The sequence below is a fragment of the Albidovulum litorale genome (genome assembly GCF_025751495.1).
Taxonomy (GTDB): domain Bacteria; phylum Pseudomonadota; class Alphaproteobacteria; order Rhodobacterales; family Rhodobacteraceae; genus Albidovulum; species Albidovulum litorale.
The window spans coordinates 476,332-488,403 of the sequence record NZ_JAOWKZ010000002.1; the positions used below are offsets into that span (position 1 = coordinate 476,332).

At 62.7% G+C, this 12,072-nt stretch carries 12 protein-coding genes, 1 tRNA gene and 1 pseudogene; 11 read left to right on the plus strand and 3 right to left on the minus strand.

Annotation, left to right across the window (positions count from 1 at the left end; all coding sequences use genetic code 11):
- Window positions 1-100: 100 nt before the first annotated feature.
- The 10 genes from OEZ71_RS08175 to OEZ71_RS08220 all read left to right on the plus strand — a co-directional run bounded on the left by OEZ71_RS08175 (window position 101) and on the right by OEZ71_RS08220 (window position 9,380).
- A complete protein-coding gene (locus tag OEZ71_RS08175) occupies window positions 101-883 on the plus strand; it encodes a metalloprotease (RefSeq protein WP_263739457.1) in 783 nt (260 codons plus the stop codon).
- Between the two features lie 74 nt (window positions 884-957).
- Complete coding sequence (locus OEZ71_RS08180) at window positions 958-1,641, plus strand: haloacid dehalogenase type II (RefSeq protein WP_263739458.1); 684 nt, start codon at window positions 958-960, stop codon at window positions 1,639-1,641.
- Window positions 1,638-2,462, plus strand: coding sequence for an alpha/beta fold hydrolase (locus OEZ71_RS08185; RefSeq protein WP_263739459.1), 825 nt, complete (start codon window positions 1,638-1,640; stop codon window positions 2,460-2,462). The genes OEZ71_RS08180 and OEZ71_RS08185 overlap by 4 nt, the downstream gene beginning before the upstream one ends.
- Window positions 2,459-3,436: a threonine ammonia-lyase gene (locus tag OEZ71_RS08190; RefSeq protein ID WP_263739460.1), complete on the plus strand. Its 978-nt coding sequence runs from the start codon at window positions 2,459-2,461 to the stop codon at window positions 3,434-3,436. The genes OEZ71_RS08185 and OEZ71_RS08190 overlap by 4 nt, the downstream gene beginning before the upstream one ends.
- A 201-nt stretch (window positions 3,437-3,637) precedes the next feature.
- Window positions 3,638-3,961 carry a 5-aminolevulinate synthase gene (locus tag OEZ71_RS08195; protein ID WP_263739461.1) on the plus strand — a complete coding sequence of 108 codons (324 nt, stop codon included), beginning with the start codon at window positions 3,638-3,640 and terminating at the stop codon, window positions 3,959-3,961.
- 115 nt (window positions 3,962-4,076) lie between these two features.
- Entirely contained in the window at window positions 4,077-4,865 is a 789-nt protein-coding gene (gene pcaD, locus OEZ71_RS08200; RefSeq protein ID WP_263739462.1) for a 3-oxoadipate enol-lactonase, read from the plus strand.
- Window positions 4,858-5,601 (plus strand): alpha/beta fold hydrolase, encoded by a 744-nt coding sequence (locus OEZ71_RS08205; protein WP_318527816.1) that lies wholly within the window; start codon window positions 4,858-4,860, stop codon window positions 5,599-5,601. The genes pcaD and OEZ71_RS08205 overlap by 8 nt, the downstream gene beginning before the upstream one ends.
- A 115-nt stretch (window positions 5,602-5,716) precedes the next feature.
- Entirely contained in the window at window positions 5,717-6,940 is a 1,224-nt protein-coding gene (locus OEZ71_RS08210; RefSeq protein WP_263739463.1) for a TCR/Tet family MFS transporter, read from the plus strand.
- Between the two features lie 18 nt (window positions 6,941-6,958).
- Window positions 6,959-8,032 (plus strand): zinc-binding dehydrogenase, encoded by a 1,074-nt coding sequence (locus OEZ71_RS08215; protein ID WP_263739464.1) that lies wholly within the window; start codon window positions 6,959-6,961, stop codon window positions 8,030-8,032.
- A gap of 103 nt (window positions 8,033-8,135) precedes the next feature.
- Window positions 8,136-9,380, plus strand: a complete 1,245-nt coding sequence (locus OEZ71_RS08220; RefSeq protein ID WP_263739465.1) for a mandelate racemase/muconate lactonizing enzyme family protein — start codon at window positions 8,136-8,138, stop codon at window positions 9,378-9,380.
- Window positions 9,381-9,417: 37 nt separating this feature from the next.
- On the opposite strand, the gene OEZ71_RS08225 is transcribed toward OEZ71_RS08220, so the two are convergent.
- Both OEZ71_RS08225 and OEZ71_RS08230 read right to left on the minus strand, forming a co-directional pair.
- On the minus strand, window positions 9,418-9,558 hold the full coding sequence (locus OEZ71_RS08225) for a hypothetical protein (RefSeq protein WP_263739466.1): 141 nt from the start codon (window positions 9,556-9,558) through the stop codon (window positions 9,418-9,420).
- A gap of 173 nt (window positions 9,559-9,731) precedes the next feature.
- Window positions 9,732-10,829: a serine/threonine-protein kinase gene (locus tag OEZ71_RS08230; protein ID WP_263739467.1), complete on the minus strand. Its 1,098-nt coding sequence runs from the start codon at window positions 10,827-10,829 to the stop codon at window positions 9,732-9,734.
- A 399-nt stretch (window positions 10,830-11,228) separates the two neighbouring features.
- Between OEZ71_RS08230 and OEZ71_RS08235 the strand changes: the two genes are divergently transcribed.
- Window positions 11,229-11,318, plus strand: a tRNA-Ser gene (locus OEZ71_RS08235).
- A gap of 289 nt (window positions 11,319-11,607) precedes the next feature.
- On the opposite strand, the pseudogene OEZ71_RS08240 reads toward OEZ71_RS08235, so the two are convergent.
- Window positions 11,608-11,868 (minus strand): annotated as a pseudogene (locus OEZ71_RS08240) (M48 metallopeptidase family protein); the annotation flags it as partial.
- Window positions 11,869-12,072: the final 204 nt, after the last annotated feature.

Consider the following 12,072-nt stretch of genomic DNA (forward strand, 5'->3'; position numbering starts at 1 on the left):
GGCGCACCGCCCTCATTGCGGCGTCAGGCGCGTGCCGCAATATGGCTGCAATTGCTTTTTAAACCGGAATGGTCGGTGCCGCGTCAGTGGATTGGATGTAATGTTTGAATTGCTCGTTTCGCTGGTTTTGTGCGCCGGAACGTTATTGATTCTTCAGGGCGGGCTGACTGCGCAGGGCGGCACAACGATCACCGGAATGGACCCTCAGGCGATGGGGATGGGGCTTCTGGCAATTCTGGCCGCTGGTTATTTCTGGGGGCCGCTGTTCGGCGTCGCGCTGATCCTGTCGGTCATGCTGCATGAGTTCGGCCATGTCGCCGCCTACCGGATCGCGGGCCATTCCGACGCGCGGTTCCGCCTGATCCCGCTGATGGGGGGAGTGGCGATCTCGGATCAGCATCCGGCGAGCCAGGAAAAGGCCTTTTTCATCGCGCTGATGGGGCCGGGCATCTGCCTTGCCCCGATGATTACGGCCTATGCACTGTCTGGACTGACATGGGATACTGCCCCGGCGGTGTCGGAGTTCCTATGGACTTTTGCCGTCGTGACAGCCGCGCTCAATTTCTTCAACCTCCTGCCCTTCTGGCCGCTCGACGGCGGGCGATGCCTTCAGGTGATCAGTCAGAGCTTCTGGCCAGGCTCCACAGCACCGCTGATGGCAGCAATGGCGGCGGCAATGATCGTGGCCGCGATCTGGTTGCAATCGCTGCTGCTCTTCTTCTTCGCACTTATGGGCGCGCAGAGCCTGATCGCGTCGCAGAACGTGTTGCAGGTCCAACGTCGGATGAGCCCACTGCGCGGGCTTCTTGCCACTGGAGCCTATGTATTTACGACGCTCGCGCATCTGGTCGGCGGAGCGTCGATGTTCCTGCCCTTCCTCTGACGATTGTAAGGGAAACATTTCCGCCCTTGCCCCTAGAGTCCGCCCGCGCCAGTCTGGCCCGAAGGGGGCCTGACATGACCATCACCGTCTGTATCTTCGACGCCTACGGAACCCTGTTCGACGTGGCTGCGGCCGCTCGGCAGGCAGCAACGGAAAAAGGGCGCGAGGAGCTTGCCGCGATCTGGCCGAAACTCGCCGAAGACTGGCGGCGCAAGCAGCTGGAATACACATGGCTCAGGGCCGTCATGCGCCAGCACACCGACTTCTGGACCGTCACGAAGGACGGGCTCGACTGGGCGCTGGAGAACGCCGGATTGGACAACCCCGACCTGCGCGAACGCCTGCTCGCGCTTTATTGGGAGCTGGAGGCCTATCCCGAGGTACCCGCAATACTGGGGCGGCTGAAAGCGGCCGGTCTGCAAACCGCGATCCTGTCCAATGGCTCACCCGATATGCTGGAGGGTGCCGTCCGCTCTGCGGGGATCGGTGAATTGCTGGACGACACGCTTTCGGTGGAAAGCACTGGCATCTTCAAACCCGATGCCAGCGTCTATCGCCTGGTCACCAACCGTTTCGCCTGCACGCCCGACCGGGTGCTTTTCACTTCGTCGAACGGCTGGGACGCAGCGGCTGCCTCAGGCTTCGGCTTCCGGACGGCCTGGGTCAACCGCGCGGGTCAGCCGATGGACCGGCTGCCCGCTCGCCCCCATCACGTGCTTTCCGATCTTTCAACCATCCCGGACCTCGCCGCCCAATGACCCTTCCACACTTCACCGCCACTGACGGCTCCCGCATCGCTTATCGGGATGAGGGGAACGGCAAACCGCTTCTCTGCCTCGCCGGGCTCACCCGGGCCGGGACGGATTTCGATTTCGTCGCCCCGCATCTGGCGTCGGTCAGGCTCATCCGCATGGATTATCGCGGTCGCGGCGGGTCGGAATGGACCGGTGCTGCGACCTACACCGTGGAAAGGGAGGCGCGTGACGCGCTGGAGCTACTCGACCATCTCGGGATCGGCCGCGCGGCCATTCTCGGCACCTCGCGCGGCGGGCTGATCGGGATGGCGCTGGCGGCGGTCGCCAAGGACCGGCTGACGGGTCTTTGCCTCAACGATATCGGCCCGGTGATCGCGCGCGAGGGGCTGGAGAAGATCAAGGATTACGTCGGCCGCAATCCGGCGGCGAAGACGATGGACGACCTTGTCGCCCGCCTGCCGCGCAACATGCCCGGATTCGACAATATCCCGGCGGAGCGCTGGCACGCATTCGCCGAGCGCCTCTATGCCGAGACAGCGGAGGGGCTTCATAACCGCTACGATCCCGAATTGCGGGCGAGTTTCCTGAAGGCATTCGAAGGCCCGCCCGCTGATCTCTGGCCGCTCTTCGATGCCTGCGCTGACCTGCCGTTGGCGCTGATCCGCGGGGCCAATTCTGATCTTCTGTCACGCGAGACGGCGGCGGAAATGTGCCGCCGACGGCCCGACATGATCTTTGCCGATGTGCCGGACCGGGCGCATGTTCCCTTTCTTGATGAACCGGAGGCGCTCGCCGCCCTCGAAGTCTGGCTGGAGAAGCTATGAATATCGACATGATCGAAGCTGCCGCCGGGCGGCTGAAGGGCGTCGTGCTCAGAACCCCGCTTTTGTCGTCGCCGTTCCTCGACGAAATCGCCGGACGAAGGGTCTACGTGAAACCCGAATGCCTGCAACATACCGGGTCGTTCAAGTTCCGGGGAGGATGGTCCGCGGTATCGGCGCTACCGCCGGAGGCGCGCGCGCAAGGTGTCATCGCCTTTTCTTCGGGCAACCACGCGCAGGGCGTGGCTTTGGCCGCGCGGCGCCATGGCGCACCTTGCGTGATCCTGATGCCCGCCGACGCGCCACGGGTGAAGATCGACAATACCCGCGCTTTGGGGGCTGAGGTGGTACTTTACGACCGCGCCACGGGCGACCGCGACGCAATCGGCGCGGCTTTGGCTGAGGATCGCGGGCTGACACTTATCAAACCCTTTGACGAACCGCAGGTCATCGCCGGACAGGGCACGACGGGGCTGGAGATTGCCGAACAGGCCGCCGAGGCAGGAGTGACCGAGGCCGATGTCCTTGTCTGCTGCGGCGGCGGCGGGCTCACCTCCGGTATCGCGCTGGCGCTGGAGGCAAAGGCGCCGGGTCTGCGCGCCCGGCCGGTGGAACCCGAGGGATTCGATGACGTGCGCCGCTCGCTGATTTCAGGCGGGATTGAGCGAAACAACCGCACCTCCGGTTCTCTCTGCGATGCCATCGTCACGCCCTCGCCGGGGCAGATTACCTTCCCGATCATGACGCGGCTCTGCGGCCCCGGCATCGCGGTGACGGAAGACGAGGCGCTGGCCGCGATGGCCCAGGCGTTCAGCCGGTTGCATGTCGTGCTGGAACCCGGCGGCGCAGTGGCGCTCGCCGCCGCCCTCTTCCATCCCGGGGCGTTTGAAGGCGACGCTGTCATCGCAGTCGCCTCGGGCGGCAATGTCGACCGGGAGGTGTTTTGCATGGCACTCGACCGCTTCGGCGGCGCTTGACGCTAAAGCGTTTCAGGTTTTGCAGTGACAACAAGCATCAGATTTCAAACGAAAAAGTTAGAAATCCGATTCAATGAAACCCCAAAACGCTATCGGGTAAGGTTTTCCGGCCTTGGCCCGGACAGATGCGTCGGGGCATCATCACGGCGTTCAATCAAGTTAAATTGCTATTGGAGCCGCGCCATTCGGCGCGGGCCGACGATGACGTATCTACTCTCGAAACCGATCTTTCTGATCTTCACCGCAGCGCTTGCCTATGCCATCGCGACAGCAGGCATAAAGATGGCCTCGAACGTCATATCCCCGTCTGCGCTTGTCCTGATCACCATTGGTTTCACGCTCGCCACGCTGGCCGAAGTCGTGCTGTTGCGTCAGGCGAGCCTTGGCGTGATCTACATCGCGATCATCACGGCCGAAACGCTGATGGTTCTGACCCTTGCGGCGATGCTGGGCGAGGGACTGACCACAAAGCAACTGCTCGGCGCGACATTTGTCCTGGCCGGTATCTTCATCGTCGGCGAGTAACAGGAAGGATTTTGTTCCAAAATCCTTCCGACGATAATCTTGGATCAAGATTTTCCGCCCCCATGCTTGCCCTTCGGAAAATGTGCGCACAGGATGCGCGGGCGGAGGGGCAGGCATGAACATTCTCGACATCGGCGATATCCATCTTCACTGGCGTGAGGATGGCGACCCGGCGGGTGCGCCGGTTGTCTTCGCCAATTCGCTCGGCACCGACTTCAGGATGTGGGACCGTCTCATCCCGCTTCTGCCACAGGGGCTGAGGCTGATCCGCTACGACAAGCGCGGGCATGGTCTGTCCTCCTGCCCGCCGGGACCTTATGCGATGGGGGCGCTGGTGCGCGATGCCGAACGGCTCTGCGAGGCACTGAATGTCAGGGACTGTGTCTTTGTCGGGCTTTCGGTCGGCGGGCTGATCGCGCAGGGATTGGCCGTCAAACGGCTCGATCTGGTCCGCGCCATGGTTCTGTCGAACACGGCCGCAAAGATCGGTACCGCGCAGATGTGGGCCGACCGGATCGCGACGATCCGCGAGAATGGGCTTGAGGCCATCGCAGACGCGATGATGGAGCGGTGGTTTTCCAAACCTTTTCGCCAGACGGTAGAAATGCAGGGCTGGCGCGCGATGCTGGCCCGCCAGCCGGTCGAGGGGTATTGCGGTGTCGCCGCCGCCATCGCGGGCACGGATTTCATCACTCCGACGTCGGGCCTGACTCTGCCCACACTTGCGATTGCGGGATCGGAGGATGGGGCGACCCCGGCGGATCTGGTGCGTGAAACGTCCGACCTGATCCGGGGTGCGCGGTTTCATCTTATCCGGGGGGCAGGTCACCTGCCACCAGTCGAGAAGCCGGAGGAATACGCCGACGTTCTGACGGGGTTCTTGACCTCCATCGGCCATGTCTGACATGGGCCGGTTCCTCCTGATTCACGGGTCCTGCCACGGCGCTTGGTGTTGGCGCGACGTGATCCCGGCCCTGCAAGCCCTTGGCCATGAGGCCCGCGCGATCGACCTGCCCGCCCACGGCGATGACCTGACACCGGCGGCAGAGGCCACGCTCGACGGCTACGCCGCCGCGATCCTCACGGCCATCGACGGGTCGGTGACACTGGTCGGCCACTCGGCGGCAGGCTACCCGATCACACTCGCCGCCGAACGCGCGCCCGAGAAGATCGCGCGGCTGGTCTATCTCTGCGCCTATGTGCCCGCGCCCGGCCTGTCGATAATCGACATGCGGCGGGCCGGGCCAAGGCAAACACTGACAGGCGCGGTTCGTGCCGATACGGAAGGCGTGACCTACAGCATCGACCCGGGCCGGGCACGCGATTGCTTTTATAACGACTGCCCCGACGACGCGGTCGACTATGCAATGCCCCGCCTCTGCCCCGAACCGATCCGGCCGCAATCGACCCCGCTGCCGCCGCTCGCCCGCTGGCCCGATATCGAACGACATTACCTGATCTGCGAGGATGACCGAACGATCCCGCCCGAATACCAAAGAACGATGAGCGCATCCTTTCCAGCCGGCACAGTCACCAGCCTTCCAACCGGGCATTCGCCTTTCTTCGCCGCCCCGGAAATGCTGGCGCGGCGATTATCAGACATTGCGTCGGGATACTCCGCCCAGCCATCGCAAGGCTGATCGACTTCAACCCCGCCCGAACGGCTGCATTGCTTTCGAAAATCGCCGGAATTCGAATTCAGATTCTATCCTGTCGAAAAACCCCTTAACGTTCCGCGACTGACCGGAAGGACGAATGCAGAACCGCCTTGCCCTGATCTTCGTGCTGATGACCGTGGTGATCGATGCGATCGGCATCGGCATCATCTTTCCGGTCATGCCCGACCTGATCGGTGAGGTGACAGGCGGCGATCTTTCCGATGCGGCGCTTTGGGGCGGGGTTCTGGCGACGTCCTTTGCTGTGATGCAGTTCCTTTGCGGCCCCGTCGTCGGCAACCTTTCGGATCGCTTCGGACGGCGGCCGGTGATGCTGACGGCGCTTGGCGTCATGGCGGTCGACTACACGATCATGGCTTTTGCGAGCACGATCTGGCTTCTCGTCGCGGGCCGTATCGTCGCCGGGATCACGGCGGCGACCTATACGACCGCGATGGCCTACATGGCCGATATCTCCGCCAAGGAAGATCGGGCCAAACGGTTTGGCCTGATCGGCGCGGCCTTCGGGCTCGGTTTCATCGCGGGGCCGTTCCTTGGCAGCCTCCTCTCCACCCTCGGCATCCGTGCGCCATTCTGGGGGGCGGCGGCCATTTCGGCCGCCAATCTTGTCTTCGGCTTCCTGATCCTGCCCGAATCCATGACCGACGCCATCCGCCGACCGTTCTCATGGGCGCGGGCCAATCCGCTTGCGGCGTTCCGGGCGATCGGGAACCTGCCGGGGCTCGGGCGATTGCTCACGCTCTATCTCGTCTACAACGTTGCGCTGCATGTCTACGAGGCGGTCTGGGCCTTCTATGGCAAGGCGCAGTTCGGCTGGGACCCGTTCATGATCGGCGTGTCGCTTGCGACCTACGGGCTCTTCTTCACTCTCACGCAGGCCTTTGCCATCGGACCGATCATCAAGCTGGTGGGCGAATACCGGGCCGCTTTCTGGGGGCTCGCCATCGAATTCGTGGCCTGCGTCGTTTTCGGGTTTCTCACCTCGGGCTCGGCGGCCATCGCCTTCACCGCTTTTGCAGCACTTGGGTCCATCGCCGGGCCTGCGATGCAGGGTTTGATGTCGAACGGCACGCCCGACGACCAGCAGGGAGAATTGCAGGGCGTCATCGCCTCCATCACCGCCATTGGCATGATCCTGTCGCCGATGTTGATGACCGGCACGTTTTCGGCCTTCACCCGGCCCGATGCCCCGATCCACGCGCCCGGCGCGCCCTTCCTGCTCGCCGCCATCCTGTTGGTCGCTTGTGTCGCAATCCTTGTCGCCCGACCGCGCGAATCCGCCCCGTCAGGGCCGCTAGCCTGACCATGAGAGGAGAAGCCGTTGACGAAGATCCGCGCCGCCGTCTGCCATGAATTCGGCAAACCCCTTGCCATCGAAACGGTCGACCTGCGCGCGCCCGGGCCGGACGAGGTCGAGGTCACCATCGACGCCTGTGCCATCTGCTTTTCCGATATTTCTTTCATGGATGGCGGCTGGGGCGGCGACCTGCCCGCCGTCTACGGACACGAGGCAGCGGGAAGGGTCAGCGCGACCGGCCCGGGCGCGCGCTACCGGACCGGTGACAAGGTGCTTGTCACGCTCATCCGTTCCTGCGGCCAATGCCCGACCTGCGCCTCGGGCCGCCCCACGCTCTGCCCGACCCAACCGCAACCGGGCAGCCCCCTCACATTGGACGGCAGACACGTCACCCATGGTCTCGATTGCGGCGCCTTCGCCGAGCGGGTCGTGGTGCATGACAGCCAGCTCGCCCCCCTGCCCGACGGCATCCCGATGGAGGCGGCGGCGCTGATTTCCTGCGGCGTGATCACCGGGCTGGGGGCAGCGGTCAACACCGCCCGCATCCGGCCAGGAGAGGTCGTCGTGGTGATCGGCGCGGGGGGCGTCGGCCTCAACGCCATTCAGGGCGCGCGGCTGTCCGGCGCCGCCCGCATCATCGCGGTTGATACCAACCCCGCGAAGCTCGACGTCGCCAAGGAGTTCGGCGCGACCGACGGCGTGCTGGCGACCTCTGAAAAACCCTGGGTCGAGGTCAAGCGCCTTGCGGGGCGGGGTGCCGACGCCGTCCTCGTCACCGTCGGCGCGATCCCGGCCTATGACACCGCCACCCGCTACCTCGCCAATGGCGGACGCATGGTCGCGGTCGGCATGCCGCATTCGGGCGCCAAATCGCAGTGGGAACCGGTGATCTTCACCTATACCGGGAATGCGATGATCGGCTCGAACATGGGTGATACGGTGCTCGCCCGCGACATCCCCTGGATCACCGACCTCTATCTTCAGGGCCGCCTGAAACTCGACGAACTTATTTCCGGCCGTTGGTCGCTCGACCAGATCAACGAGGCCATCGCCAACACCAGATCAGGAGTTGCCCGCCGTAACGTCATCCTCTTCTGAATACACTTTCTGTCGAACAATACTCCGCGGGGGGAGGCCCGGATGATATCCGGGCCCGGGGGGCGCGAAGCCCCCCGCCGCCGCCAGAAACAGGGACCACATCATGCGCCTCAAGGACCTTGAGATCTTCACCGTCGCGCCCCCTTCCCCCGGCTGGGGCGGGCGATACTGGATCTTCACCAAGCTCACCACCGATGACGGGATCGTGGGTTACGGTGAATGTTACGCCTCTTCGGTCGGTCCCAAGGCAATGGAGGCGGTGATCGAGGACGTCTTCAACCGCCACATGGCGGGCGAGAACCCCGAAAACATCGAACTGATGTTCCGCCGCACCTATTCTTCGGGCTTCACCCAGCGGCCAGACCTCACCGTCATGGGCGCATGGTCGGGGCTGGAGATTGCCTGCTGGGACATCATCGGCAAGGCGTTGAACCGCCCGGTCCACGCCCTCCTTGGCGGCAGGATCAACGAACGGCTGCGCAGCTACACCTATCTTTATCCCGAACCCGGCAAGGAAACGGGCGAGTTCTGGGTCAGCCCCGACATGGCGGCCGAGGCGGCTGCCCGCTTCGTCGATATGGGCTTCACCGCCGTCAAGTTCGACCCGGCAGGCCCCTACACGATCCGCGGCGGCCATGACCCGAGCCAGTCTGACATCACCCGCTCCGCCGCCTTCTGCAAGGCGATCCGCGAGGCGGTCGGCGACCGCGCCGACCTTCTCTTCGGCACCCATGGTCAGTTTAACATCGCGGGTGCGGTGCGGCTGGCGCAGGCGATCGAGCCCTACGGGCCCCTCTGGTACGAAGAGCCGATCCCGCCCGACAACCTTCTCGATTTCGCCGAGGTGCAGAAGGCGGTGCGCATCCCCGTCGCCACGGGCGAGCGCTTCACCACCAAGGCCGAATTTGCCACCGTCCTCAGAACCGGCGGTGCACGCATCCTGCAACCGGCCCTTGGCCGCGCGGGTGGCATCCTGGAGGCCAAGAAGATCGCCGCGATTGCCGAGGTCTTTACCGCCCAGATGGCGCCGCACCTTTATGCCGGGCCGGTCGAATGGGCCGCGAACATCCAGCTTGGCGCTTCGATCCCCAACCTTCTCATGGTCGAGACGATCGAAACTGGCGGGGCCTTCCACCTTGCTCTTATCAAGAACTCGATCAAGTGGGAGGACGGCTACGTCATCGTCCCCGACGCCCCCGGCCTCGGCATCGAGTTCGACGAGGATCTGGCCCGCGCTCATCCCTTCACCGGAACCGGCCTGCACCTGCAGATGCAGGAAGCGCCCTGCGACTATTCCCGCCCGAACTGGTTTGAAGGCGGTGCACCCACAACGAAAAAGCCCGGCTGACACCAGCCGGGCTCTTAGATTCTGAAGTTTCGCCGCTTTATTTCGGATATCGGGCGAAACGCACTGGTACCGGGTCGTGACGGATTGCAGCTTCCTCTGCCACGACCGGTTCCGCCACTGGCGCAACCGGCGGGACATAGTAAGAAACTGGCGGAACTTGATACTGAAGCTCGCTCATGTCGGTCGTCTCCTTTGCGAACCTGGCACTGCATTCCCCTACACAGCTCGACCCGACGGTTGAAACCGCCGGGTCGGGGAATAGCGTCGCTGGCAGACTTAAAGAGCCGGACACCTATCTACAAGGGGGACCGTCAGGAACGTGACGTCCGAGCGATTGTTTGCCTGTACCTCCTAAGCAAACGATGCAAGCGCGAATGCGCAGGCCACCGCCGCAACGACCATTGCAGCAATCCGGAACCCACTCGTCGGCAGATAGCGGTGCGCATGTGCCTGCTCCGATGCACCGGCGTCTTCGTCCTTGAGCTTCGTGACAGAAGCGATCTCCTCGGGCGTTACCGGGGCCGGTTCCGAAGTGTCGCGAAGCATCTCCAGCCATTGCCCGGCCGATTGCAGCCGTTTCTCCGGGAACACCGACAGTGCCTTGTCAATGGATTTAAGCACGGAATCAGGATAACCTTCGATCCGTCCCGCCAACGGCTTGTAAAGATCACCCTGATCCAAGGCCAGGGACGATAGCCGCATCTGGCTGTCCGCCGGCGGTTCGCCCGAGATCAGATGGTAGAAGGTCGCGGCAAGCGAATACAGATCGCTCGACGCGGTCTGCGTGCAGCCCGAGATGTAGAGCTCATGCGGTGAATAGCCAGATTTCACGACCCGCAATGTCGACAGAGCCCGGGTCTTCCGGACAGCCAGATCCCGCGCCGAGCCAAAGTCGATCAGGACCGGCTCGTTTTCCTTGTCGATCAAAATATTGTCAGGCGAAATATCCCTGTGCAGGATGCCGCGCTCGTGGACATAGTCGATCGCTATCAGCGCCTTGCGCAGCCAGTGCTGAACGACCTCGGGCGCAATCGGCAATCCGTCTTCGATGATCTCCATCATGTCGGCACCGTCGATGTAATCGATCACCATATACGCCGTGTTATTATCGCTGAAGACCTGATGTATCGCCGCGACATTCCGGTGCGACAGCTTCGCCTGGTTCCGCGCTTCCTGCTGGAACAGCTTCACGACATCTGCAAACGACGCGTTATATGCGCGTGAACGGGTCTGAACCCGGTTTTCGGTGCGGCGACACATCGCACTGGGGAAGCACTCCTTGACCACCACGTTCCGGTCAAGACTGTCCTTGGCCAGATAGGTGATCCCGAAACCACCACTGTTGAGATATTCGGTAATCGAATACTGTCCGCTGAGGAGCTTCGTGCCCGGACCCAGTTCGTCCGCGTATTGCTCGTTCCCTCGGCTGAACCTTTGTTCGACACTCATTGCAGACGCCACTACCATCACGATTTCACCAACCACAAACGTACTTACCTGATTGTCAGGTTATATGCGAAAAGCGCAATTTGTTTGTGGGAAATGCAGCAAAACTATGGAAAGTCAGACAATTGCATCCCTACTGTCCATGAAATCCATCCTTTCTGAGAAGTCGCAGGGAAAATTGCGGTGCACGGACCGGTGGCTGGCGCCGGTTTTCAGTGTTTGAGCCGCAGAACCCGACCGACGGCCCCGACTCGGGTGACATGTGCCGCCGCCGCATCGGCCGCCATGCATTGTTGACGTTGTCCGGCTGTCTGACTTCAACCGGACCACCGAGCGCAACACTGGCCCACGTGTTACCAAACCCTCTTGCCCCTCCGCGACCCAGCCAGTAAACGGGTCGACGGAGACGTGGCCGAGTGGTCGAAGGCACACCCCTGCTAAGGGTGCAGACGGGAAACCGTCTCGAGGGTTCGAATCCCTTCGTCTCCGCCACCACATAAGTCATTGATTTTAAATTATTGTTCGACTTTCAAATTGTGGCGTGGTTTCCGCGACTTGTGCAGTGCGTTGGCCTCTAAAGATTTGAAATCACGGCAGAAACAGCCGTCCAGAGTGGCGCGAGTCTCTGGTTGGCATCTGGCGCGATATGGTTTTCTGCCTCGGCTACGGGCGCTGGACTTGACTTCAAGGCACTAGCAAGCTGGCGTGGACTTTGACCTGCTACGGTCAGTCTCGGAAGGTTTCATGCTATCGCCCTTTCCAGCCTCTGCTTCCGACTTTCCTAGTCAGGCATCACTTTTTCGAGGAACTCGAAGAATGCAGGGCCGTGATTGGGCTCCGCCAAGTGGTAGAGTTCGTGGGTGATCACGAAGTCGACGGCATCGACCGGGGCCTGTACCAGTCGGCGATTGAGCAGCAGGCGCCCTGCTGGCGACATGGACCCCCATCGCTGCCGCGTCCGACGCACGGTGAGACCTTTCGGCCGGAATGCCTCGGTGTCCGGGAAGTGGCCTAGACAGAGCTCGATCCGCTCCGGAAACTTTAAGTGGGCCCGGTCTCGCTACCATGCTTCGACCAGTTCGCGCGTCACCTCCGGCTTGGCAGGCCGGTGCGTTTACCCGCCAACGCAGCAATGACTGTAGGATCGACTACAACGAAAAACCGGCCGCATTCGGTGCCCGGAAACTTGACGCCGAGCGCCTTTGCAGCCCAACTTCAACCAACCCGAAAGGTCGCGTGAAGCCCG